Source organism: Acinetobacter piscicola, assembly GCF_002233755.1.
GTDB classification, from domain to species: domain Bacteria; phylum Pseudomonadota; class Gammaproteobacteria; order Pseudomonadales; family Moraxellaceae; genus Acinetobacter; species Acinetobacter piscicola.
Map to the genome: position 1 here is coordinate 41,303 of NZ_NIFO01000024.1, position 25,528 is coordinate 66,830.

The 25,528-nt window shown below is 37.4% G+C and carries 24 protein-coding genes and 6 tRNA genes; 10 read left to right on the plus strand and 20 right to left on the minus strand.

Annotation, left to right across the window (positions count from 1 at the left end; all coding sequences use genetic code 11):
• Positions 1–96: 96 nt before the first annotated feature.
• Positions 97–1,794: an NAD-dependent malic enzyme gene (locus CDA10_RS14065; protein WP_089606210.1), complete on the minus strand. Its 1,698-nt coding sequence runs from the start codon at positions 1,792–1,794 to the stop codon at positions 97–99.
• Between the two features lie 345 nt (positions 1,795–2,139).
• Here CDA10_RS14065 and CDA10_RS14070 point away from each other — a divergent pair, with 345 nt between their 5' ends.
• From CDA10_RS14070 to CDA10_RS14080, 3 genes are all read left to right on the plus strand, one after another.
• Entirely contained in the window at positions 2,140–2,736 is a 597-nt protein-coding gene (locus tag CDA10_RS14070) for a hypothetical protein (protein ID WP_089606232.1), read from the plus strand.
• Positions 2,737–2,998: 262 nt separating this feature from the next.
• The gene (gene argS / locus CDA10_RS14075; RefSeq protein WP_089606211.1) at positions 2,999–4,798 is read left to right on the plus strand and encodes an arginine--tRNA ligase; all 1,800 of its coding nucleotides are present in this window, start codon (positions 2,999–3,001) and stop codon (positions 4,796–4,798) included.
• A gap of 19 nt (positions 4,799–4,817) precedes the next feature.
• Entirely contained in the window at positions 4,818–5,426 is a 609-nt protein-coding gene (locus CDA10_RS14080) for an SPOR domain-containing protein (RefSeq protein ID WP_089606212.1), read from the plus strand.
• A gap of 62 nt (positions 5,427–5,488) precedes the next feature.
• Here the strand turns inward: CDA10_RS14080 and CDA10_RS14085 are convergent, their stop codons facing one another.
• The 11 genes from CDA10_RS14085 to CDA10_RS14135 form a co-directional block, all read right to left on the minus strand.
• Positions 5,489–6,091: an alpha/beta fold hydrolase gene (locus CDA10_RS14085; RefSeq protein WP_089606233.1), complete on the minus strand. Its 603-nt coding sequence runs from the start codon at positions 6,089–6,091 to the stop codon at positions 5,489–5,491.
• Between the two features lie 35 nt (positions 6,092–6,126).
• Positions 6,127–6,768 carry a glutathione S-transferase family protein gene (locus CDA10_RS14090; RefSeq protein WP_089606213.1) on the minus strand — a complete coding sequence of 214 codons (642 nt, stop codon included), beginning with the start codon at positions 6,766–6,768 and terminating at the stop codon, positions 6,127–6,129.
• A 100-nt stretch (positions 6,769–6,868) separates the two neighbouring features.
• Positions 6,869–7,267 carry an OsmC family protein gene (locus CDA10_RS14095; RefSeq protein ID WP_089606214.1) on the minus strand — a complete coding sequence of 133 codons (399 nt, stop codon included), beginning with the start codon at positions 7,265–7,267 and terminating at the stop codon, positions 6,869–6,871.
• A gap of 32 nt (positions 7,268–7,299) precedes the next feature.
• Complete coding sequence (locus CDA10_RS14100; protein ID WP_089606215.1) at positions 7,300–8,247, minus strand: pirin family protein; 948 nt, start codon at positions 8,245–8,247, stop codon at positions 7,300–7,302.
• 335 nt (positions 8,248–8,582) lie between these two features.
• A complete protein-coding gene (locus CDA10_RS14105; protein WP_089606216.1) occupies positions 8,583–8,867 on the minus strand; it encodes a DUF2798 domain-containing protein in 285 nt (94 codons plus the stop codon).
• Positions 8,868–8,905: 38 nt separating this feature from the next.
• On the minus strand, positions 8,906–9,202 hold the full coding sequence (locus tag CDA10_RS14110; protein WP_089606217.1) for a DUF3861 domain-containing protein: 297 nt from the start codon (positions 9,200–9,202) through the stop codon (positions 8,906–8,908).
• 21 nt (positions 9,203–9,223) lie between these two features.
• Positions 9,224–9,715: a PadR family transcriptional regulator gene (locus CDA10_RS14115; protein WP_089606218.1), complete on the minus strand. Its 492-nt coding sequence runs from the start codon at positions 9,713–9,715 to the stop codon at positions 9,224–9,226.
• A gap of 212 nt (positions 9,716–9,927) precedes the next feature.
• Positions 9,928–10,389: a hypothetical protein gene (locus tag CDA10_RS14120; RefSeq protein WP_089606219.1), complete on the minus strand. Its 462-nt coding sequence runs from the start codon at positions 10,387–10,389 to the stop codon at positions 9,928–9,930.
• Positions 10,390–10,399: 10 nt separating this feature from the next.
• Complete coding sequence (locus CDA10_RS14125; RefSeq protein WP_089606220.1) at positions 10,400–10,726, minus strand: hypothetical protein; 327 nt, start codon at positions 10,724–10,726, stop codon at positions 10,400–10,402.
• 198 nt (positions 10,727–10,924) lie between these two features.
• Positions 10,925–12,493: a glutamine-hydrolyzing GMP synthase gene (guaA, locus tag CDA10_RS14130; RefSeq protein ID WP_089606221.1), complete on the minus strand. Its 1,569-nt coding sequence runs from the start codon at positions 12,491–12,493 to the stop codon at positions 10,925–10,927.
• Positions 12,494–12,719: 226 nt separating this feature from the next.
• Positions 12,720–13,136: a DoxX family protein gene (locus tag CDA10_RS14135; RefSeq protein WP_089606222.1), complete on the minus strand. Its 417-nt coding sequence runs from the start codon at positions 13,134–13,136 to the stop codon at positions 12,720–12,722.
• A 207-nt stretch (positions 13,137–13,343) separates the two neighbouring features.
• On the opposite strand from CDA10_RS14135, the gene CDA10_RS14140 reads away from it, so the two are divergent.
• A complete protein-coding gene (locus tag CDA10_RS14140; RefSeq protein WP_089606223.1) occupies positions 13,344–13,994 on the plus strand; it encodes a DedA family protein in 651 nt (216 codons plus the stop codon).
• Between the two features lie 120 nt (positions 13,995–14,114).
• Here the strand turns inward: CDA10_RS14140 and CDA10_RS14145 are convergent, their stop codons facing one another.
• The 4 genes from CDA10_RS14145 to CDA10_RS14160 all read right to left on the minus strand — a co-directional run bounded on the left by CDA10_RS14145 (position 14,115) and on the right by CDA10_RS14160 (position 16,197).
• Positions 14,115–14,543, minus strand: a complete 429-nt coding sequence (locus CDA10_RS14145) for a hypothetical protein (RefSeq protein ID WP_089606224.1) — start codon at positions 14,541–14,543, stop codon at positions 14,115–14,117.
• 13 nt (positions 14,544–14,556) lie between these two features.
• On the minus strand, positions 14,557–15,393 hold the full coding sequence (locus CDA10_RS14150) for a ParA family protein (protein ID WP_089606225.1): 837 nt from the start codon (positions 15,391–15,393) through the stop codon (positions 14,557–14,559).
• Between the two features lie 86 nt (positions 15,394–15,479).
• Positions 15,480–15,872 (minus strand): SirB2 family protein, encoded by a 393-nt coding sequence (locus tag CDA10_RS14155; protein WP_089606226.1) that lies wholly within the window; start codon positions 15,870–15,872, stop codon positions 15,480–15,482.
• Between the two features lie 16 nt (positions 15,873–15,888).
• Entirely contained in the window at positions 15,889–16,197 is a 309-nt protein-coding gene (locus CDA10_RS14160; protein ID WP_089606227.1) for a BolA family protein, read from the minus strand.
• 234 nt (positions 16,198–16,431) lie between these two features.
• Here CDA10_RS14160 and CDA10_RS14165 point away from each other — a divergent pair.
• The 6 genes from CDA10_RS14165 (at position 16,432) to CDA10_RS14190 (ending at position 17,110) form a co-directional block, all read left to right on the plus strand.
• Positions 16,432–16,504, plus strand: a tRNA-Gly gene (locus tag CDA10_RS14165).
• A gap of 47 nt (positions 16,505–16,551) precedes the next feature.
• A tRNA-Gly gene (locus CDA10_RS14170) sits at positions 16,552–16,627 on the plus strand.
• 45 nt (positions 16,628–16,672) lie between these two features.
• A tRNA-Gly gene (locus tag CDA10_RS14175) sits at positions 16,673–16,748 on the plus strand.
• A 44-nt stretch (positions 16,749–16,792) separates the two neighbouring features.
• A tRNA-Gly gene (locus tag CDA10_RS14180) sits at positions 16,793–16,868 on the plus strand.
• Positions 16,869–16,913: 45 nt separating this feature from the next.
• Positions 16,914–16,989 (plus strand) — tRNA-Gly (locus CDA10_RS14185).
• Between the two features lie 45 nt (positions 16,990–17,034).
• Positions 17,035–17,110 (plus strand) — tRNA-Gly (locus tag CDA10_RS14190).
• A gap of 527 nt (positions 17,111–17,637) precedes the next feature.
• On the opposite strand, the gene CDA10_RS14195 is transcribed toward CDA10_RS14190, so the two are convergent.
• From CDA10_RS14195 to CDA10_RS14210, 4 genes are all read right to left on the minus strand, one after another.
• Positions 17,638–18,891, minus strand: a complete 1,254-nt coding sequence (locus tag CDA10_RS14195) for an HlyD family type I secretion periplasmic adaptor subunit (RefSeq protein WP_228704641.1) — start codon at positions 18,889–18,891, stop codon at positions 17,638–17,640.
• Entirely contained in the window at positions 18,888–21,017 is a 2,130-nt protein-coding gene (locus CDA10_RS14200) for a type I secretion system permease/ATPase (protein ID WP_089606228.1), read from the minus strand. The genes CDA10_RS14195 and CDA10_RS14200 overlap by 4 nt, the downstream gene beginning before the upstream one ends.
• A complete protein-coding gene (locus tag CDA10_RS14205) occupies positions 21,014–22,582 on the minus strand; it encodes a TolC family protein (protein ID WP_089606229.1) in 1,569 nt (522 codons plus the stop codon). The genes CDA10_RS14200 and CDA10_RS14205 overlap by 4 nt, the downstream gene beginning before the upstream one ends.
• Before the next feature lie 392 nt (positions 22,583–22,974).
• Positions 22,975–25,528: BapA/Bap/LapF family large adhesin (locus CDA10_RS14210; RefSeq protein ID WP_106408079.1), on the minus strand; the 2,554-nt coding region annotated here is incomplete at its 5' end.

Below are 25,528 nucleotides of genomic sequence, written 5' to 3' on the forward strand. Positions count from 1 at the left end.
ATTATTCTAAAAAAAGATCGAAATTCGAATTATTTTTAAGTTTTACAAAACAAAGGGGGCAATAGCTGCTCCCTCATGCATACCTATCAATAAATTTTAGAAAGGAACTCGCTTATAATCGCGATATTCAGGTTTCCAAAAATTCTTTTCAATATTTTGTTGTAATTGCTCATCACTGATCAATGCTGCAACACCATCTGCAATGGCTGCTTTGGCTACTTTGAAAGCAATAATTCGAGAGACTTGCTGCAATTCATTCAAATCAGGCAATAAATCTGCATTTTTATCTTGTAGTTTTGGTGAACAATCTGCCAGTGCTGTACTTGAAGCAATCAGCATATTATCCGTCACACGTGTCGCTTGAACCGCAATAACACCTAAACCAATACCTGGGAAAATATAAGAGTTATTACACTGCGAAATATTAAAAATTTGTCCCTGATAATTCACTGGTGCAAATGGGCTACCCGTCGCAATTAAAGCTTTTCCACCTGTCCACTCAACAATATCCGCAGGAACAGCTTCAACGCGTGATGTTGGGTTAGACAATGGTAAAACTATTGGATATTCACAGTTTGCTGCCAAAGTTCGAATGATTTCTTCAGTAAATAAACCCGGTTGACCCGATACACCAATCAACACAGTAGGTTTCGCATTTTTCACCACATCGAGTAATGAAATGATTTCCTCTGCATTGCCCCAATGTGCAACTTGATCAGTTTTTTGTGCCAATTTACGTTGGAAATCTAAGAGATTTGGCTGATTCTCTGTGATTAAACCAAAGCGATCGACCATGAAGACTTGAGCACGTGCCTCAGCATCTGTTAAACCTTCTGCCACCATTTGCGCAACGATCTGCTCTGCAATACCACAGCCTGCTGAACCCGCGCCAAGAAATGCAACTTTTTGGTCTTTCAGTTGTTTTCCTGCTGCACGACTCGCAGCGATCAAAGTTCCGACTGAAACTGCAGCAGTACCTTGAATATCATCATTAAAACAACAGATTTTATCACGATATTTTTCAAGTAAAGGCATAGCATTCTTTTGAGCAAAATCTTCAAACTGAATCAACGCTTTTGGCCAACGACGTTTTATTGCAGCAATGACTTCATCAACAAAACCATAATATTCTTCACCATTGATTCGAGGCTCATTCCAACCCAAATAAATTGGATCAGTTAAAAGCTGTGGGTTATTGGTTCCAACATCGAGTGTGATAGGCAATGTATAGGCAGGACTAATACCACCACATGCGGTATAAAGCGATAATTTACCAATCGGGATTCCCATTCCACCAATCCCTTGGTCACCCAATCCAAGAATACGCTCGCCATCTGTAATCACAATCACTTTGACATTTTTACGATTTACGTTATGTAAAATGTCATCAATGTGTTGACGATCTGCATAAGAAATAAATATACCGCGATGACGGCGGTAGATGTCAGAAAAACGCTGACAGGCTTCACCCACTGTCGGTGTATAAATGATTGGCATCATTTCACTAAGATGATTCTCAATAAGATGATAAAAAAGAGTTTCGTTGGTGTCTTGAATATTTCGTAAATAAATATGCTTATTGATTGCTTCACTAAATGAGCAATATTGCTGATATGAGCGCTGGCTTTGTTCTTCGATACTTTCGATCACTTGAGGAATCAAACCATGCAAGTTAAATCGAATTCGCTCTTCTTCTGTAAATGCCGAACCTTTGTTTAACAGTGGGAGTTCCAGCAAGGTATTTCCTGCATAAGGAATATATAAAGGGTGTTTTTTCAAATTTTCCGTTGTCATTTCCATTCTCATTTTGAAGTCAACAATCTATTCAACTTCGGTATTTTGCTTAACTAAGACCTTTGTCGCATATAAGCTTAAGCCTATTTTTCACGAAATGGGTATTTAGATGCGTGATAATGATATTTAGAGTATTTTACAAATTGATAAATTAAGTTTAGTTATTTTCTACCCTAAAGTAATGCTCAGATGATCGCTCATCATGCACTGCTTAATTGAAAATAGCCTCTTTCATCGTGAAAAGATGTTGTATTTATTTGTTAGATATTTTAACCAATCATTGATTTTCTTCCACTTTAGATTTATTTTATCTATGTGATTAAAACATTAAAAACCAATAACAATATGAATTCTAAATTAAATATCTTCATTTTTAGCACAATGCTACTTTGCTCGGGCTGTCAAACTGTTCAAAAAGTGTCTACGGGAGTAACCAAAACCACAGATAAAGTTAAAAATCTGGTGGGTTTAGGTGAAACTAAAGCCCCTGAAATAGATCAGCAAGGTGTGGTTGATGTCAGCAAAGCAACGCTTGAAAAATTAGAACAAATGACACTCAATATGCCTACAGGCCAGTGGGTGTATATTGAAAATGATCTACAAGGTATTTATACCCTCCAAAATAAATCGACTGATGGCAACATGCTGTATTTTCGACTAAATTGTAAAATTTCTTCACAACAGTCAGGCTTTACTATTCAGAATAAAGATGGCAAAGACCTACTCAAAGCTCATGATCCTCAAGCAGGTCAAAGTCAATTCTTAGTTGATAATAAAAATTATGGCAATCCATTTGATTTGATTAATGCGAAAAAAATGCCCTTGTTTAAAAAAGCACTGGAAAAAGCCAAAATGATTAAAATATTTAACAATTCAAAACTTTATACATTTGAAAATGCTCATTCTGAACTTTTAAATAAGCCTGTAACGTGTAGAGAATGATTAGAGGATTTGGAATAAATAACTTTAAAAATACAAATGATAAAACATTGTTTTTATTTAATTAATTTTAATTTTTAATACGATAAGCAATAAAGAAAAAATACCTTTATACGATTTAAACAAGTCAATAAAAGTAGGCTTGGTCTTGATTGCTTAATATTTCAGATCGAATACCTTTTATTCTATACAAATGCATTCCCCTAAAGCCTTCGAAATTTGCTATATTTAGCGTTTTTCTGCGACATTTATTTTCCGATAGATTATGAATACGGCCATACAAGCAGCTCTTGATCATGCAATGCAATCCCTACAAGCTGAAGGGATACTTCCATCTGACTGGAATAACAGTAGTACTTTGACGCGAACGAAAGACCGAAGCCACGGCGATTTCGCTTCAAACATTGCGATGATTGGCGCTAAAGCAGCGGGTATGAAACCTCGTGATCTAGCTGAAAAAATCTTAGCGAACCTTCCTGAAGTCATCGATATTTCTAAAGCAGAAATCGCAGGCCCGGGGTTTATCAATTTCTTTTTGAATGCTGACCAGCGTTTTGCTGTTTTGGATCAAATCCAAGCGCAAAAAGACCAATATGGTAAAACTCAAGCCAATGCAGCAAAGAAAATTCAAGTTGAATTTGTTTCTGCAAACCCGACGTCAAGCCTACATGTAGGTCATGGACGTGGTGCGGCTTATGGTATGACTGTTGCGAATTTACTTGAAGCAACAGGTGCAAAAGTTGATCGTGAATATTATGTCAATGATGCAGGTCGTCAAATGGACATCCTCGCGACATCGACTTATTTACGTTACTTGGAACTTACAGGTCAAACTTTAGTTTTCCCTAAAAATGCTTACCAAGGCGACTATGTAAAAGAAATCGCACAAACCATTATCGACAAAGATGGCGATGCTTATGTACGCCCTGTTGCTGATGTTTACCTCGATGTTCCTGAAGATGTTCAATATGCAGAAGAACTTGATGCCGAAGGCAATAAAGTTGTTGTTTCAGGTGATAAAGAAAAACACATTGATGGATTAATTTTTAATTCACAAAAATTAATTGGCGAAGGCTATCGTGTTTTCCATCAAGCCGCTTTACATGCCATTTTAGATGATATTAAAGATGATCTAGGTGAGTTTGGCGTTACGTTCAACCAATGGTTTAGCGAAGACTCTCTCATAGAAAAAATTGATGAAGCTTTGCAAACGCTTGATCAGCGTGGTTTTTTATACGAAAAAGATGGCAATATTTGGTTTAAATCAACTGAATTTGGTGATGAAAAAGACCGTGTTGTAAAACGTCGTAACGGACAAACCACTTATTTTGCATCTGACATTGCTTACCATTTAAATAAGTTACAACGTGGCTACACTGACCTAATCGACATTTGGGGTTCTGACCACCACGGCTATATTACGCGTGTGAAAGCAGCAATCGATGCGATGGGTTATGACTCGAAGAAACTAACCGTACTTTTAGTGCAGTTTGTGAGCTTATGGCGTGGCGGTGAGATGGTGCAAATGTCATCTCGTTCTGGCCAATTCGTGACTTTGCGTGATCTGCGTAAAGAAGTGGGTAATGACGCTGCTCGTTTTTATTATGTGATGCGTAAATCTGAACAACACATTGATTTTGACTTAGATCTTGCTGTTTCACAAAGTAAAGACAATGCCGTATATTACATTCAATATGCGCATGCACGTATTCAAAGTATTTTGCAAAAAGCGGGTACGGCGGGTATCGATTTTAATGTAGCAACTGCGCGTGAAAATGCAGAACAGCTTACACTTGAATCTGAAACTGAAATCTTAGCTAAGCTTGCAGCTTATCCTGAAGTGATGGTACGTGCAGCAAATAATTACGAGCCACACCAAGTGGGGAATTATTTGAAAGAACTTGCAGCATTATTCCACGGTTGGTATGCACAAGATGGTGTTAAATTCATTGATGATCAAAATGTTACGTTATCACAAGCACGTTTATTGTTATCATTAAATGTACAACAAGTATTAAAAAATGGTTTAACATTGCTTGGCGTATCAGCGCCTGAAAGCATGTAAAGAATAAGAGGAAGTCCACGTGTTTGGAAAAACGCAACGCGGTGTGTCGGAACGACCGAATAAACCTAAACAGCCTTTGATTCCGAAATGGCTGGGTATGCTCGTCGTCATATTAATCGTGTTAAGTTTTGCAGTTGCATTATTGCTCTGGAAACCGTGGGCACCTGTGCAACCTCGAAATGAAATCACTTCTGAGCATTATCAGGAAGATACCAACAAAGATTACCGTTTCTATGATTTGTTGCCACAACAACAAGTCACACCGATTCCTGATCAAGCTGTGCCTGAAACACAAACTCAGCAGCAGCCTGTGATTGTTGAAGCACCATCTCAATCGAATGATGTTAATGTTGGCGTTGATGGTTCAGAGCAAGCTGCAACACCTGTGCAAGCTCAACCAGAATACATTTTACAAGTGCGTAGCTATGATGATCCTGATGCGGCAGATGCTCGTCGTGCAGAAATTATTCTCAATGGTTTATCTGCTGATGTTGTACAAAGCTCTGAAGGGGGTAAAACTTGGTATCGTGTGATTTCAGGGCCTTATGATTCACAAAATACGGCTGTCATTGCACAACAAACTTTGCAACACAGTGGAATTGATTCAATTGTGGTTAAACGCAATTAATGAATCATTCATAAATGAATCAAAAAGGATGCTTCGGCATCCTTTTTTACGTATTGATTATTTCAAAGAGAATGCTTGATTAAAAAATTCTGAATTAACTCAGCAACTTGATCCGAATAAACTTCGGCTAAGTCATGTTGCCCATTTTCAATGATATGCAATTCCGAGTTCACTATTTTACTGTGTAAATACCGCCCCACGGCTACAGGACTAATTGGATCTACATCTCCCCAAATCAACAGTACCGGACAAGTGATTTGATCAAGCGAATCCTCCAAATTGGACTGATGCTGAACAAACCAATCAGGTACAGCAAAAGTTTGTTGATATTCTTCTCGCCAATCTGCTACATCAAAACGGCTTAAATCAATCCCGCCTGATGTTGCAACCAAGACCAATGTCTTGATTTGCTGTGGTTTCTGCAAAGCTGCTTGCACTGCAAAAATTCCTCCCATAGATTGTGCAACAACAATCGATGGTTTTTGAATGTGCTCAAGTACATACTCTTGCAGTGATTGAAAGCTTTGTACAGCAACATGGTCAGAATGACCACCAAAGCTTGGATAAGCAATGGCGACCTTCTCATATTGTTGTGGTAATTGCTTGATTACAGGTTGCCAAAATTCGGTATTACCCGATGCACCCGCTAAGAAAACCATATTCAAATTCATTACACCACTGAGCAAATCCACACCATTCTCTAAAAATTACTTTTTGCTTTGGCGATTTGAAATGCAGGACGTTGTTGAATTCTTTGTGCATAAGCTACTATTTGAGGATTATTGGCTTTAACTCGCTCTTGCATCGCAACGACAGGGAAACTCATTTGGATATCAGCAAAAGAAAAATCACCTGCAAAATATTCATGTTCAGACAAATAATTTTCTAAAAAAGCAGCATGTTCTTTTAAGCGTGGATTGATAAAACCACCCTTTACCCCATCGCAAATTTTATTGGCAATCGGTTTAATTAAAAATGGGACATGCTTCGGTACATTACTCATCACTAAAGTCATGACCAAATAAGGCATCAAAGAACCTTCTGCATAATGCATCCAGTAATTGTATTGCATTAAATCTTTAGGATTCTGTGGCTTAAATTTGTTTTCGGTATCATAGGTGGCTTGTAAGTATTCCAAAATAACTGCAGATTCAGCGATAACTAAATCACCATCAGTCAAAACAGGCGCTTTGCCTAAAGGATGGATTTGTTTTAATTCTGGTGGCGCTGCAAAAGTAGGCAAACGCTTATAAAATTTAACTTGATATTCGACACCTAATTCTTCAAGTGCCCATAAAATTCTTAAAGAACGTGATTGTTCTAAGTGGTGCAGTGTAATCATTTTTGTGACCTCAATTTTGTATATCGACTATAACGGATTCACATAAAAAAATGACACATTGTTTTTATACAAAGTGTCATTCTTATTTACGCGAATCAAATCAGATAATTGAGGTATTGATTTCCAAGCTGCGTAATAAAGTCTTGGTCACAGGTGTTTTTTGACAAATGTCTAAAACCTTTTGATGCATCTCATCTGACAAAGGTTCAACGAAGGATAAACGACGTTCAATCCATTCTTTGCCCTCTTTATTGGCATTAAAAAAAGCTTCAACAGTAAATTCACCTAAATCAAACTCTTTATGTTTTGCATACATACGTAACGTAATCATGGTGCAAGAGATCAGACCCGAACAGACAAAATCATAAGGTGCAGGCCCTTTATCTTGCCCGCCAATTGACTCTGGTTTATCTGTAATGAATCGATGTTTACCACTCATGATTTCACCTGACCATTGTTCAGGAAAGGTTTTTACTTTTGCACTTGAAATGACTGCCATGTTATTTTCCTTGTCTTTATTTTCGCCAATATTTACTTTGAAGCTCGCATATTATCTGGGAAAGCAGGTGCCTCTAAACGTGGTCCATCGTATTCTGGAATCGTACCAAACCGCGCATCTTGATTAATCCATTGCTCAGTTGCAGCTTTCAACTCCTCTTGCGTACGACCAACAAAATTCCACCACAGTAGAATTGGTGATTCAAATGGCTCGCCACCAATCAACAATAAACGTGAACCTTTATGCAGCTGTACTTCGATATGGCTAATACCAGGTTCTAGCACCACCATATTGTCACTGTCTAATTCATGACCATTGATGACCGCCTCACCTTCTAACGCTAAGAATCCATATTCAAATTTAGGATTGAGCGGAATACGTGTACTGGTCGATTCTTTTGCATATAAATCAACACCAACCAATTCGGTATGTACTTTTACTGGAGAAATCGTGTCCTTGAATTCACCGACCAATACGGTAAATTCAACATTGTCCTGCTCAACGACAGGTAAGACTGGATAATGATCAAACTGCGGTGCCATATTGATTCTATCGTCAGGTAAGGCAATCCAAAGTTGTGCCGCGTGCATTTTTGTTTCAGTTTCGGGTGCGACTTCAGTATGTGAAATACCATGCCCTGCCGTCATTAGATTGACTTGTTTTGGTCGAATTAACTGCTCAGAACCAATACTGTCATTATGCATCATGGTTCCTTCAATCAACCATGTAAAGGTCTGCAACCCGATATGCGGATGTGGGCCAACATCTAAACCATCACCTTGGGGGAAAGTGACAGGACCAGCATGATCTAGAAAACACCATGCGCCAATCATACGTTTTTGACGACTGGGTAAAGCGCGTTTAATAACAGTGCCTTTGCCTATTTCCGCAGAACGAATCTGAAAATCTTGTATGAATTGATTTACATATTTTTCACAATCATCAGAATTGGAAATTTCAGTATAGTTACTATTGGTCATTTTATTATCCTAAAGTTGTCCATCAGCTTAGGATGTCTAGGGGCTAATGGCAATGTATCTATCTTTAGATTATTCAATGCCAATAGTCCTTATTTAACATCATTTGATTGTATTGATCATAAAGGCTAAATCCGTATTAACCTATAACTAACTTAATACGCTGAATATTATCTATAGGACAATAGTAGTTTTGTTTTTGTTGTAAATATTTTTTTATTTTAAGAATAAAAGCCTTTGTGTACAGCATATTTTTCTCAATCTTTGAGAGAGTAATCCATTACCCATTTTATATTTTAAATAAGACTATTTTGAATAGGCTTTGTCACTCAAAAGAACTATTTGGGTACTTCTGGTGGCGTAAGATCTACAATTAAACCGGTTAATCGGCGAACGATTGGTAAGAATATCAGCACTGTTGGGTAGGCAATCGCCCATGAAAGCAGCCAAATGGGGAACCATTTGGAAAAGAATCCATCGATCACGCCTAGGTTTTTCCAAAGATTAAACATCGAAATTGCTGCACTCATTAGGCACGAAAGGAGTAATGGCATAATCCAAGTTGCATATTTTGCAGGTAGTTTTGGAATCTTGCCAATCATCATGGTTTGGTTTTTCTGCATTTTCTTCTCATTCCATCAATATGTTTATTCAACATGCGTTATTTCTTAACATGCTGTTTGAGGTGTTTCATAAACTGCCCAAACTGCGGTAAAAAATCTTTAAATAACGCATGATTTTTATTTTCTAACATCACTTCTCCAAACAGCTTTAAACCGACTACAAAGGATTTCGTGGTTTGTTCATCAAATAATTCAGCTTGTTGTAGTCGTTGTAATATCACAAAAATATCGTCATGATTTCCGACATCAAATTCTAGTTTTTCTGTATAAGTGGATGGGTTGCCTTGTGCATCGGCAAGGTGTTGTACTGTGACATGGTATTGATGTTGTTTCATATTCTTCTCTCGATTTCAGTTTTAAAGACGGGTGATTTCAACAGCCGCTTGATCAATTTTTTCAGCAATTTGTCGAACTTGCTCAGGGTTGAAATCTTGATTTTTCAGTTTTAAACGTAAGGATGTTTTTAAGTTTTCCATCGCACGATGTATATCTAAAAGTTGATCGTTGTTGTGTATCTCTCTTCGGGTTTGCAATTTTTCAAGTAGTTCTTGTGTGATCGTTTGCTGTTGTTGTAAATGTGCAATACCTGTCTGTGTAATATGATATTGCTTACGATCACTTTCCGTGGGTTCTACAGTGACAAAGCTCATATCTTCTAACCAATTCAGTGTTGGGTAGATTGTTCCCGCACTTGGGCTATACCCACCACCCACTAAATCACCAATTTCTTTAATGATTTCATAACCATGCTTCGGTGATTGTTGGATTAAATGCAAGACCAATAGCTTCATTCGCCCCGTTTCAAACAAACGCCCACGGCGCCCATGATGATGCTGTTCTTCGATCATTTGCTTTTACATCTGTATCTTTAATGGCTATTAAGATATATCTTAATATATCTTTTGTAAAGTTGGGATGTGAAAATAGATTTCAATATTTTGATAAATAATGAATTTAAGGGATAAGATATAAGAGCTCTGAGAAATTTTTAGTAATATAAAAAATTAAGATGCGTTTTAGATAATACCCATTATGTTACATGAGAATTCTAGAGTTTTATTCATATCCAATCTATAGGCTTACTACAGGCTTGAATTAATATATTTTCCAAATCATTAGTATCACCATAGATCAGAACCATTTCTATACATGTTGCTAGATATACCCTAGCCTGTTTTTCATAGAAGGTTTTTTTCAAAACTTCTTGTTGATTCTCAGGAATAATATTTGGAGCTAAATTCATGATTAATAATACAAAGTTAGATTTACTTAACCCTGGTTTAAGCATTAAAGTTCTAAGCTGGCTTAAAGAAATAACGTTAAGCTTTTCAAGAATAGTACCAGCTTGAATTACTAGGCTATAACTCATTCTTTCTCTATTATTTTGTGTAGAGCTATTAGATATAATTGCCCACTCAGGCATAGGTCTTAGAGTTTTCTCATCAGCGTCTTTATGCTTTTTGAAGTAAGAAGAAATGACTAAATACAAAACTATACTAGCTACAATTATCCCAATTATCATTATTCTCCCCTTAATTTATAGTTGAAACACCAATAACAAGCTGATTATTGATAAATTTAGTTGCAAATACCTTGTAATTTACATTATTTATTTGGGTTGTAAATATAACAGAATCTTGTTTTCTTTCTAAAATATGGATGTTGTAATTTCTATTAATGTAGTTTTCCAAATCCGAATAGAAAACATCGTCAAAAGAAATTGTTGGATTTTGAGGGTTAGTGAATTTATATGTGTATTCAATTAACTTAGAAATATTTTTTACTTTATGCTTTTTTTTCTTAATTTTAAAGAAAACAATCATAGCAATAATAGATAAAATAAATATGAAAAATTCCATGAGTATCATTTATAAACTTTAAAATGACATAATACCGCTTATGTAAAACATTTAAAAAATTAAATATTCAATTTTCCACTCCCAAACAACGAAAAGCCGACTTTTTCCTAAGTCGGCTTTTCAATTAAAATCCCACTGCCGCGCGCAGAGCGCTTGGCGTAAAACTGGCAAGCAGCGTTGCTGCTTGAAACCCCAGTTTTACTCCCATTCAATCGTTGCTGGTGGCTTAGAAGAAACGTCATACACCACACGAGAAACATCTTTGATCTCGTTCATGATACGAGTCGAAATTTTATCCACAAGATCGTAAGGAAGATGTGCAAAACGCGCTGTCATAAAGTCTACAGTTTCCACTGCACGAAGTGCGATGACCCATGCATAACGACGACCATCACCCACCACACCTACAGATTTCACAGGTTGGAATACAGCAAAGGCTTGCGCAGTCTTATCATACCAACCACTTGCACGAAGCTCTTGCATAAAGATGTCATCTGCAAGACGTAAAATGTCTGCATATTCTTTTTTCACTTCACCCAAAATACGCACGCCCAAACCTGGACCTGGGAATGGATGACGATAAAGCATTTCATGCGGTAAACCCAAAGTAGTCCCTAAACGACGTACTTCATCTTTAAACAAATCACGAATCGGCTCAACCAATTCAAAAGCTAAATCTTCTGGTAAACCACCCACATTATGGTGTGATTTAATCACATGCGCTTTACCATTTTTAGTCGCAGCAGATTCGATTACATCTGGGTAAATTGTCCCTTGTGCAAGGAAGTTTACGCCATCAAGCTTACGTGCTTCTTCAGCAAAAACTTCGATGAATTCACGACCAATAATTTTACGTTTTTTCTCAGGATCAACTTCACCTGCAAGCGCAGTTAAGAAACGCTCTTCAGCATCAGCACGAATCACTCGGATACCCATGTTTTTCGCAAACATGTCCATCACTTGCTCGCCTTCATTTAAACGAAGTAAGCCATTGTCTACAAATACACAAGTCAGTTGGTCGCCAATCGCTTTATGTAAAAGTGCAGCAACAACAGATGAATCCACGCCACCTGAAAGACCTAACAGAACTTTTTGATCACCAATTTGCTGACGTAATTGTTCAACACGTAAGTCAATGATGTTTTCCGAGTTCCAAAGATTACGACAACCACAAATGCTATGTACAAAGTTAGACAATAACTCTGCACCTTTTGCAGTATGTGTAACTTCAGGATGGAACTGTACACCATAGAAACGGCGAGCTTCATCACTCACTGCTGCAAATGGGCAACTTGGCGTGCTTGCTGTAACTTTAAAACCTGCTGGAATCGCGCTCACTTTGTCGCCATGGCTCATCCAAACATTGAGTTTGTTGTCACCATCATTCAAATCACCAAGCAATTGATCACGCTCTAAAACGTCAACAGCTGCATAACCAAATTCATGAACTGTACCTGGCTCTACTTTACCGCCAAGTTGTTCTGACATGGTTTGTAAACCATAGCAAATACCCAATACAGGTACACCTAAATTGAATACAACTTCTGGCGCACGTGGACTGCCTTCTTCATGCACACTTTCAGGGCCACCTGATAGGATGATACCGTTAGGGTTAAATGCACGAATGTCTTCTTCAGACATATCAAAAGCATACATTTCAGAATATACACCAGCTTCACGTACACGGCGTGCAATAAGCTGGCTATATTGAGAACCAAAATCCAAGATGAGGATACGGTCTTCAGTAATTTGAGTATTGGTAGTCATGGGTAAACAACTATGCAGGCAAATGAATATAAGCGCCATATTCTATCATTTTTATACGCTAGACGCACACCATTCCATCAACTTCACTAGATTTTCAAAATTTATTGAATATTATTCAGAAGTTGCTCATTCCTTTTGAGTGATTTCAATCGACTTGAATTGAATTAAGAACATAAAAAAGCCAGATAAAAATCTGGCCTTCATCAAAAAAATTAGAATTTAAAAATTATTTTTCAATCACATGATCAAGACTGAATTTACCTGCGCCATGTAACATTAAGAAGAATAGACCACCCGCCATTGCTAAATTTTTCATAAAATTAATCATGTCTTGCGCACCATCATGGAATATAAATGCAGTAATAATACTAAATAGACCCAAGCCAAAAGCAGCAAAGCGTGCTTGAAAGCCAAATAACAAGGCTAAGCCACCTCCAAATTCAACTAAAATGGTTAACGGTAATAAAGCTCCTGGTACACCCATCGACTCCATATAACCTACTGTTGCTGCATAACCTGTGATTTTCCCCCAACCAGCAGCTAGAAAAATAAATGCGATAAGTAAACGTGCAATTAAAGCTAAAGCACCATCCGTATTTGGTTGACTGACGATGTTTTTTACGATGACATTTGGATTAAACATTTTGTGACCCTTTTTGAATTTGTCTAAAATATGTACTCATATTAGCGCTGTTTAAAAATTTTAGAAATACTCATAATCATACTCATCGTCTTATAAATAGAACGCTTAAAAAGTTTAATTTTTGCCTTTAATTATTTACGTTTTAATACTGACTTTCACAGCACACACTGCTAGGATTTGTGCACAATTTCGCATAGTTTTTGCCTTATGGATCTGATTGATTTTATTTTGCACGTAGATGAACACCTCTTTGAATTTATTACCAATTATGGGGTATGGGTTTACGGTATTTTGTTTCTGATTATTTTTGTAGAAACGGGTTTGGTCGTTATGCCTTTCCTACCGGGGGATAGTTTACTTTTTGCAGCTGGTGCATTGGCAGCGTCAACAGGTGCAATGGATCCTGTTGTTTTGATTATTTTGCTTTTTATTGCCGCAGTACTGGGCGATACGGTGAATTATCATATAGGTAAATATATCGGCCCTCGAGTTTTCGAGATCGAATCAAGATTTATCAATAAAGAACATTTGGTTAAAACATCTCAGTTTTTTGATCGCCATGGTGGAAAAACCATTATCTTTGCCCGCTTTATTCCTTTTGCACGTACCTTTGCGCCTTTCGTTGCAGGTGCGAGTAGCATGAATTACAAATTCTTCCTGACTTATAATGTGATTGGTGCAATTTGTTGGGTTGGTTCATTTATTACATTGGGCTATTTATTCGGTAATATGCCGATTGTCAAAGATAATTTTACCCATTTAATTTTCGGTATTATTATTATCAGCGTTTTACCTGGAATTATTGGTTATATACGCCATAAGTTTTTTGATAAGAATAAAGGTGCTGTGCATAAATAAGCAATTCTGCTCAAATACAGACAAAATATAGAAACACAAATACAAAAAGCCGATGTTTATTCATCGGCTTTTTTATTTAAATCAAAAGATAAAATTCATAAATATTGATTTATAAAAAGATTACTTCTGAGCAACTTGGCGTTTCGGTACATAAGGACAATTTTTAAACTGAGCAGCTTGAGACAAAGCATCTTGCTCACCATAAAGACGAGACAATTCTGTATTTTTGGTATTGGAAGATTGTCCCATATTCACAGAAATACTTGGACCTATTCCCCAGCCACCGCCACTGCCCCAACCGCCACCAAGACCGAGGCCTACACCAACGCCTGTACTTTTTGCAGGTTGAACGCCATTGTTAATATACTGCTGGATACGGTCAAACTCTCCCGCCAACTGCGCACAATTCATGGCTTGATATTGCGTTGGAGACACATAGGTCGGTTTTACCGTTGTTGCACAAGCTGTGACTAGAATCGTCGTCGCTGCAACTGCAGATAGCTTTATTAATTTAGCGAATTTATAAGCAACCGTATTCGAAGTATTCATATATTTCTCGATCTTATTTCTTATCTATCTCATTGAACAACGCCTGATAGGCTTGAGTCAATTTATGATCTGTAGCCAAATGAATTAATGGAAGATTTTTATGATGCGACTCTTTCATCAATACTGAAGGTGGCAACATATTTTCCAAAACAGGCAAGCCTTCATCTTTTAACTGCTGTACCACTTCACGCGGTAATTTTGCTTGTGCTTGAAATTGATTAACCACAATTCCTTCGATTTCAAGACGTTGATTATGATCATCTTGGGTTTCGATCACATTTTCAATCAATGTTTGTAAAGCACGTTTTGAGAATACATCACAATCGAATGGAATCAACACTCGATCTGCCGAAATGAGTGCAGATAATGTAAAGAAGTTAAATGCAGGCGGTGTATCGATATAAATACGATCGTATTGCCCTACTAGGCTTTGAATAGAATCACGTAGCTTGTAAATCTTATGTTTAGATTCTAGAGCATGCTCTAAATTACCCAAACTTGGGCTTGCAGGTAATACATCTAAATCTTTAAAAGGTGAACGATGAATATATTGCTCAAAACCTTTATTTTTAGATTTTAATAAAGAGCCAATGGCATTACCAATTAAACCTTTTTGCTGATTATTTCCCAATACATCGTCATAAAAATTTTCAATATTCGGTTCTAATGCAGTTTTATCTGCTGAATAGGTCGCATCATCACCCAAAAGATATTGGCTTGAGTTGGCTTGTGGATCTAAATCAATCACTAAAGTTTTAAAACCTTGATAAGCACTAATAGCCGCCAGATTGACCGCAATACTTGACTTCCCGACACCGCCTTTTTGATTAAATACCACACGAGTCAACATACAATTTTTCCCAAAATGTCTTTATTTTTAAGCCTGTATATAGTTTAACCTAGACACTATATAACTGTGAAATTCATGTCTAACAATCAGCCAAAAACTGGTTTAATCATCACTAAAGCGATCAGCCCAATAAAAGCAATCGCCCCAACGACAATACCTGCACGGCGTTGTGCGAGAAGAATATTCTCATCTTTTTTATAGGCTTTAATTTGCGATGACAGTAATACAAGAAAAAGTATTATTTTTGCGTAAAACCACGGTTGTACATTAAAGTGGTTCATAAACAGTAAAACAACACCTGTAACGACCACAACCGTATAGCTTAAGTGTTGCAACGCAACAAAAGCCACCCGACCATTTGGATTCGGCTGTTGCCCCTGTGTTCCAACAAATAATGTTAATGCGCGTAATACAAAAACCAATAGTGCCAATGCAACACTGGTCATGTGAATAATTTTTACGATTAAATGTGCATCCATTTTATGACCCTAAATCTTAAACTTTAGGTGCATGAGCACATTCAGGACTTGCAGGCGCTTGACCTTGCCATTCACTTGGAATATAGGCATGAATTGCTAAAGCGTGAATTTTTTCAGGGCTAAGTAATGCTTTCGCAACGGCATAAACTTTTTGATGACGCTGCACTAAACGCAAGCCTGCAAATTGCTCACTCACAATGACCACTTTAAAATGTGATTCTTTACCTGGGAAATATCCACCATGACCAGCAGACTCATTGATAACTTCTAAATGTGTAGGTTCGAGCAAGTTTAATTGCTCTGTGAGTTGTTGTTCTAGGTTCATGTTGTACCCCCAAAATTTATCTTGATCTCGCTTTAGTATAACGGATTATCTTTATTTCGCTTGGTTGATTCGCAATGCTTTTGCTTCGTTTTGGGTAAAGTAAGTTAAACCAAATGCTAGAAATTCAATTTTTTTACTTTTTTTTAATAAATATGTCTTTATTTTATGCAATTAGTCGTCGACTTTGCAGAAAAATCTTGACCCTACTATCTGTTGCTGTATTATACACCGCATGCGGGAATAGCTCAGTTGGTAGAGCATAACCTTGCCAAGGTTGGGGTCGGGAGTTCGAGTCTCCTTTCCCGCTCAAAATTTTTTCATTCGGTTTTTTATTTAAAAAATTGGATAGACTCCGCGGGAATAGCTCAGTTGGTAGAGCATAACCTTGCCAAGGTTGGGGTCGGGAGTTCGAGTCTCCTTTCCCGCTCCAAAATTTTTTGATTCGGTTTTTTATTTAAAAAACTGGGTAGACTCCGCGGGAATAGCTCAGTTGGTAGAGCATAACCTTGCCAAGGTTGGGGTCGGGAGTTCGAGTCTCCTTTCCCGCTCCAAATTTTTTCATTCGGTTTTTTATTTAAAAAATTGGATAGACTCCGCGGGAATAGCTCAGTTGGTAGAGCATAACCTTGCCAAGGTTGGGGTCGGGAGTTCGAGTCTCCTTTCCCGCTCCAAAATTTTTTGATTCGGTTTTTTATTTAAAAAACTGGGTAGACTCCGCGGGAATAGCTCAGTTGGTAGAGCATAACCTTGCCAAGGTTGGGGTCGGGAGTTCGAGTCTCCTTTCCCGCTCCAAATTTTTTTGATTCGGTTTTTTATTTAAAAAACTGGGTAGACTCCGCGGGAATAGCTCAGTTGGTAGAGCATAACCTTGCCAAGGTTGGGGTCGGGAGTTCGAGTCTCCTTTCCCGCTCCAAATTCAAAAAGCCCTAATCGAAAGATTGGGGCTTTTTTATTGCTTGATTTATAGGATCTAGATTTACTTCACCTAGATTATTTTTATACTCATCTATGAATTTATTCTAATATCACAATGCTATTCATTTAAGCGTGATTCAATGATTATTGATAAACAAACTCTATCACTCCCCCTAAGCCTCATAGTCAATAGAAAACAATCAAAGCTGTGCAAAATTCAAACGACTCAAGACTTAAATCAATCAAGTGACTAGCGCTTGCCTATATTCTCGAATAGCAAATAAAAAACCAATCCGAAGATTGGTTTTTATAATAGGTTTCTTGCATAAGTCTAGTTGTGATGAACATTTATTTATAAGGGAAGTTCTCTTCTTTAGAAAGGATGAGCGTTATTACGCGCAAAGAGGATACCCTCACCCTAACCTTCTCCCTGAGCCATATATGGCGCAAGAGAAGGTACTCTCAATATTAATTTTCGATCTTTTTGACTTTTTCAAAATATCTAACAAAAACATCAATATAAAATTATCTTTCTCTTAACGCTTCTTTCGCTTTATTAAATGGTTTCAACAAGTATTCAATAATGGTTTTTTGACCTGTGCGAATATCAACTGTTGCGACCATACCTGGTGTAATTGAGAACGACTTTCCTGCTTTATTCACCAACTTATCTTTATCTGTACGAATATAAACACGATAGTAGAACTGATCCTGTTTTACTTCATCACGAATCGTATCAGGTGAAATAACCGTCACTTTTCCTTCTAAGCCGCCATAAATTGAATAATCATAAGCAGTAACTTTTACCAGTGCAGGTTGATCTGGGTGAATAAAAGCAATATCTCGTGGAGAAATACGAGCTTCAATCAATAACTGTTCATCAATAGGAACAATGGTCATCAACTTACCATTTTGTGGAACAACACCACCAATGGTTGTTACGGCAATCTCTTTCACCACACCACGAACGGGTGCTTTAAAAGTTGTCCGTTGTACCGAATCCGTACGTCCAGCGACCACTTGTTGTAGTGACTGAATATCTGCATTTGCTCTCGCCAATTCTTCACGAGATTTGACGTAATATTCATTACTTTTATCGTTAATTTGGTTTTCAAAATTATTAATATCACGCTTTAAACGTAATACTTCTACTTCCGATGCAGCCCCTTTTGCAACCAAAGGCTGTGTCATTTGTAGTTCATTTTGGACCAAAGTCAAAGCATGCTTTAAACCCGCAATAGACTCATCTAAATTTGCACGGCGTGAAGTATAAAGTGCTGTTTCTTCTCGAACCAAATTTGGCATAGCCAAAACATCTTTAGGAAAGTGAATCGCTGTTCCATTGACCTCTGCTTCTAAACGTGCAGCTGTCGCTTGAGTTGCCAGTAATTTGGTTTGACTTTCACCCACTTGTGATTCAAAACGAGTTGGATCTATTTGCGCAAGTGTTTGTCCTTTTTGAACAATATCACCCTCTTTAACATCTAAACTAGTCACCACACCGCCATCTAAGGATTGAATGGTTTGTTCCTTAGATGAAGGAATCACTTTACCCGTGCCTGTGGAAACTTCTTCTAATTTAAATACGCATGCCCAAATGAGGAACACCAATAGGCCAATCGCGACGATCCAAATAATAAAGGTTGATTTTGGCAGTGGTGGTTCAGAAAATTTAATCGCAGATGGGTTCGTCGGGCGATGGAGTACATCAGGTGCCACTTCATTACTTTGAGCTGTTTTCTGTATTGGAACTTGTTGTTCTTGTTGTTCTTGACTCATGCTGAAGCTCCTCCTACTTTTGACTGATTAGGATTTAAAATTGCATCACGTGGGCCATCTTTTACGATTTTCCCGTCATGAATTACAATGATTCGATCCACAAGTTGCAAAACAGCAGGTCGATGTGTAGCAACAACCAAAGTACGATGACCTAACCATGCCTTTAAATGCTGAATCAGCATTTTTTCAGAAACATCGTCAATCGAAGCTGTAGGTTCATCAAGAAGTACAATATTTGGATTGCGTAGCAATAAACGTGTCAGCAACAAGGCCTGTCTTTGCCCACCAGAAAAACCAACACCACCTTCAAGCACTAAATTATCCAAACCTTCTTTCTTTTGTTCCACAATTTCAAGTGCATTGGTAATTTTTAAAGCCTGAATAATTTCAGCATCCGTCGCTAAAGGTGCACCTAAGGTTAAATTTTCACGAATCGTACCAAAGAAAAGATGTGCATTTTGATTAAGTAGTGCCATATCACGGCGAACATCATCTGGATCAAGTAAGGTTTGATCTATACCATCTAAAGCAATTTTGCCTTGTACTGGCATTTGCATACCCGATAATAATTGTAATAAGGTTGATTTTCCTGCCCCATTTCGCCCTAAAATCGCAATCTTTTCACCAGGTTTAATCTTTAATTGAGGAATAATGAGCGAAGGTCTTGGATCTTCTTCACCATATTTAAATACAACGCCTTTAAACTCATAATCACCAAAAATTGCTTTACGATGAATCAGTTGTGCACGGTCGGGGTGATCAACAGGTTTTTTCATCAATTCGTCTAAACCTTCTTTGGCAACTTTGGCTTGCTGCCAACGGCCTAAAACACCCGTAATCTGTGAAATCGGCGCAAGCATTCGAGAAGATAAAATAGAACAAGCAACCAATGCACCTGTGGTCATGTCACCTTTCATGACTGCAAAGCAACCCACTAAAACAACAATCGCATAGGTTAAGCCTTGGATTTTTTGCGTCCAAGCATTGAGCCAACCTGTAATTTTGCGTTGACGCATACTGATATCAGCAGAAACCTCATTCATATGGTTCCATTGGTTTTGGAAACGGGCTTCTGCTCTTAACAATTTAATGTCTTCAATACCTTGTACAGCTTCAACTAAAATTGCGTTTCGTATCGATGATTCTCGCATACCCTCTTTCGCCAATTGTGCCAATTTCTTTTGTGCAAGAATGCCTGGAATAATCATTAACGGAACAACGAGCAGCATTACCCAAAAAATATTGCCTCCAATAATCCAGAAAATCACGAGGAATAAAAAGAAGAAAGGTAAATCTGCAACTGCACTAATGGTTGTCGATGTAACTAATTCACGAACACCTTCAAGCTCACGGATTTGTGAAATAAATGAACCCGTAGATTTAGACCGATCTTTATTGCGAATACGTAAGGCATGGCCAAATACACGATCAGAAATTTTTAAATCAGCACGTTTACCAATAATATCTGACAAATAAACACGCGCAATACGTAAGGCAAATTCAAAAATTGCTGCAATGAGCACACCACCTGCCAATACCCATAACGTTGGGACAGATTGTGATGGCACAACACGATCATAAACTTGCATCGAGAAAATAATCGTCGCCAATGCCAAAATATTGGCAATCATGGACGCAACCATAATATCGGTATAACGCTTCCAATCTTTTAGGACAATATCCCAAAACCAACTTTTCTCATATGGCTTGATATATTCATCTATACGTGCATCAGGAACTGAACTTTCTGGTCTAAAAATAAAGACTTGCTTTGTATTGGCTTGTAAATCACTCAAGCTAAAAGTTTGTGATAGACCTTGATCACCACTGAGTTGCAAGCTCGCATTTCCTTGGTTGTCTACTTTTTCAATAACAGCAACTTGCCCATTATTAAACTCAACAACAACAGGTAAACGCCAAGGGTTTAATACATCTGTAGAAAAGTCTGCTTTCCTGATATTTAAACCAATTTGACGTGTGATAATCGCAAGCAGGTCATCAACCGTTTGATATTTATTCCATTCCAACTGTAAACGAATCTGTTCTTCAGAAGGTTGAATTCGATAATGTTGTGCAACCGTTATTATGGCTTGTAGCCATGGTTGATAATTTAATGTCTTATTCATGGCTGCACTTCAAACCCTTGAATTTTTGTATTATTTAAATGATAAACATCTCTGCTTTTACCTGTCACATTCACGTAAACAGCCACAGTGTCATAGATGTCATAGCGGGCACTTTCTCTTTCAATTCTTGAGCTATGGTAAGATTGTTCAGAGCTTAATAAATCTAAAATAGAACGCTTTCCAAGTTTGTATTGCTCTTCATATAGTTCTCTTGTCTTTGCTGTAGATCGCTCACGATCTAACAGCACCCAAATTTGTTTATCTGTATTTTCAATATTTTCTCGAGCGGATCGCGTAGAATTTAGAATATTTAAATAGGTTGCATTTAATTTAGAACGTGCTGCTTGTTCTGCAAAACCTGCTGCTTTGACTTGTGAACCAACCGCACCTCCTTGATAAAAATTACTACTCACTGCAATCGAAATGGCACTATCAGTATCATTCTCTACCCCAGTATTCGGATTTTTTCCATTCAAGGCTTTATTGATAGACCCCACCAAAGAAACCGTTGGATAACGACTTAATTCAGTTTGTTTTTTCTGACTTTTCGCAACATCAATTTCTGCTTTCGCAGCGATCATTGTCGGAATTGTATTCATCTTAGGCTCATCATATAAGCCCGAAAGGTTAACAAGCTCATCTGGAATCACAAATTCCGTCCGTCCCACATCAAAACCAAGTAAGGTTCTTAATTTTTGTTCTTGTTGACGTAATTGGTTGGTTTGAGCAATCAAATATGATTTTGAATATTCAACATAACTCTGTGCTTGTACAGGGTCTGCATTACTACTAATACCGGCATCGGCCCTTAGTTTTGCAATTTGATATAACCGGGTCACCCCTTTGACTTGATCTTGCGCAATTTGTACTAAGGCACGATATCTCAATAAAGCCAATACCGCTCGTGAAGTATCTGTAGAAATTTCATCAATACTGATTAAAACATTTGCCTGCTCAACAAGCAGTTTATTTTGTTGCGTGGTTACACTCGATTTTACTTTGCCAAAATCATACAGTAATTGATTCGCTTCAACACTGTACACCTGTCGTCCTCGGTCACTGGAGGTGAAATCACCTGTATTTAAACCCGCTTTTAACTGAGGATAATATTGTGCTTTTACGACATCGATATTCGAGTTTTGTGCTGCTAAGGTTGCAATTGACTCTGCAATATTTGGATTGCGTTTAATCGCGATTTGCACAGCCTCATCTAGAGATAAATTACGCCTTGGCGCCACAGAAGAATATGCTGTCATTTCGCCTTGCTCTAGCATATCAATAGGGTTTAACGAGTCGTCTTTTCCAGTCACAGACTTTGGTGCCGTCACGACAGGAAGTTCCGTTATCTGTGCATCAGGTTCAAAAACAAAGTCTGATAATTGATTCATTTGAGCTGTTTTATAGGAATCATCTTCCTTAGGTTTAATTAAACCCTGAACGCCGTTCTTGAAACTTTTTAAATAGCTCTGTTCTTGTGCGTATGAAGGTGTCTGTATAAAAAGCATTGACCCAACTAATACGCTTAAACTTTTTACAGAAAATGATGGCTTCTTAGCTTTACACATTCGCGAATTTCACCTGGAAATAGCTTTTAATTATTAGCATTGAATTAAATGTAATGATATTTGATCTATATAAACTCAGTACTGTTAAATTGCTTAATTTAATCAATATTTTATATTACTGTACAGGCATCTTCTAAACCCAAATCCTTATCTTTTTATACATACGATTCATCGCTAACTTCGTTGTTTTTAATACATTTAGAATCTGTTTTATTAAGCAAAATAAGTGAAAAAACATGTCTATTCTTAAATAAAATGAGATTGAATGTATCACTTATCTTGCATATTAATACACAAATTTATTTATTAAAAACAAAATTGTAGCCACTTTTTTAAATTAAAAAGAGAGCTTAAACCCTCTTTTTAATTTCAATCACCAATAAACATCCGCCCTAGTACAAAATACTGTGACTTTGTAATAGGTCATCTAAATTCAATTGCTGATTTTGAAGTATCACAAGATCTTTAGCATTATATTGTGTACCACTTCCATCAAGATCAACACGAATAACACTTGAAGATCCATCTTGAACAACTGAGATGTATTGGCTAATATTTTGGTCAGTTACCGTTTGCCCACTTAATAATGAACTCACATCAATCTTATCACCTTGAGCTTTTGAGAAGTCAGTCCAAAGATCAATTTGATTGTCAAAATCATTAAATGCGGTAAATTTAACAGTATCAGCGCCAGCACCCAACTCAAGTACCTGTTCAATTGCGTTAGATGTCACATTGTCAGCATATGCAGTACCATGAACTGTACTTTCAAAACCAACTTTCAATGTTGCCGTAGCTGTTTCACCATTTGCAGCGGTTACTTTATATACAAAATTATCTGTAACAGGCGTATTGCTGGTTTGAGTATAGGTATAATCGCCATTCGCATTAATCGCTAATTTGCCGTATAGACCTTGTACCGTACTGCTCGAAGTCACATCTGTAAATGTCGCTCCACCATCAACCGAAACTGCAAGTTTTTTGGCAAAGATACCCAATGTGTCAACATTTGCACTATCTGTACCCACACCAGTGAAAATATTTCCTGAAGTAGAACCATTTGAACTTTGAGACCATTGATCAGTCACAGTTTTCGTTGTAACAGTCACATCAGTATCAAATTCTTGAGTCGAACATACACCGTAATAACCCGTTTTCGCTGTAAAATTCACACGATATTTTCCAGCTTCAGTGACATTTACATTGGCGCTAAATAATTCATTACCGGTATAAACACAATTACCGCATTTATCAAAATATTTAGAACCTGACTGTCCTGCAACATTTTCCCATTGACTGGTTTTGCTATTGTAACGCTGCAATTGCCACGTAAATGTTGTGTCATCTGCATCTTGATAAACTTTATATTGTCCAAAAATATTTTTCTCGTAGCCACCTTTTACAGCAACTTTAACAACTGACTCCGACTGACTTGCTACAGTAAAACTACTCGAAACAACACTCGATGATTTATTGTAAGTCGCTGTTAATTCACTTGAATTTACAGCTTGAGTAGATGTATTGACTTGTTTGTACATATCAATATGTACCGTATCAACATCATTTTTTAAGCTCAGCATCTTCGCAGGTTGAGAAGGATCGTTTGGATCCCACTCTAACTTCACTTCATCTGCTTTAATTTGCACAAAAACTTTTGCCGTTGAAGTATTACCATTAGCATCTTTAATGGTATAGGTAAACTGATCGACCTGACCTACAACCTTGATGTCTTTGTTTGGTGTGTACTTATAAGAACCATCAGCTTCGATCACCATTGTTCCATACTTACCCACTAAGGTTGTACCTGTTGCAGTAACATCAACAGTTTTACCGTCAGCATTGGTAATTTTCGTCACAATCTTGCTCGCACCTATATCATTTAGCAGCACATCACCTTCAAGGACATTCACTTTAATCGCTTCTAGAACATCGGATCTCGTTTCTGTTTTATAAGTCACATCTAAGCAATTTACAGACACAAAACTAAATAATGTTAAGTCTTCTGCAATAATCTTATAGTTACCTTGCTCAAGATTTTGAGTAGAAATACGACCTTGCTCTGGGAAGAATAAGAAGAATTTATTAAACAAACCAACATCTTTATTTGAAACAACTTTTGCCCAAGAACCATCTGTATTTTGCTTATATAATGTGACCTTAATCGCATCAAATAAACTACTTAATCCAAGGTTTGTCGCTTTGATATCAACACTTGTCTTCTGAGTTTCACCAACATTGAAATTAATTTCAGCTGCTTTACAACCTAGAATAGGCATACCAAGGAATTTAAATACTGAACCAAAAGATTTCTTTTCAGTATATGTTGTTGTCTTGGTTGTATAACCTAAGTCAATATCTGCTTGTGCAACATCATTATTTGCATGAATGAGAATTGGTGCTGTTGCATCCTTCGGCAGGCTCACGTTACCTGCATTATCAGTTGCTGTAACATTAACTTTTTCACCAAAGCTATATGGTCGATCTAAAGTCACTGTAAATGCACCATTGGCATCTGTTGGTGCAGTGCCAATCACATTACCATTGGCATCTTTCACAGTGATAATGCTATTTGCTTCAGCTGTACCTACAACTTGAGTACCATCCGCAGTGAATGTTGGCGTACCTAAAGCTGGTGGCGTAATATCATCTGCAATCACTGGCGCTTCAGGAGATGTATTATTTGCTGCATCTTGCGCAGATACTTTTAGTTCTTCACCATTTTTCTGTGCAGGGCTAATACCTACAGTAAAGTTACCATTTGCATCTGTTGTACCAGTGCCTATCACTGTGCCTGTAGCATCTTTGATAATAATTTTTGAGTTAGGCTCAGCTTTACCGATAACACTTGTACCCTCTGCAATCACATCTAAATCTGTCGGTGCATTTGGTGCAGTGATATCAGGTGCTGTCGCTTCATAAATAGCTGAAGACAATGGTGTTGGTGCT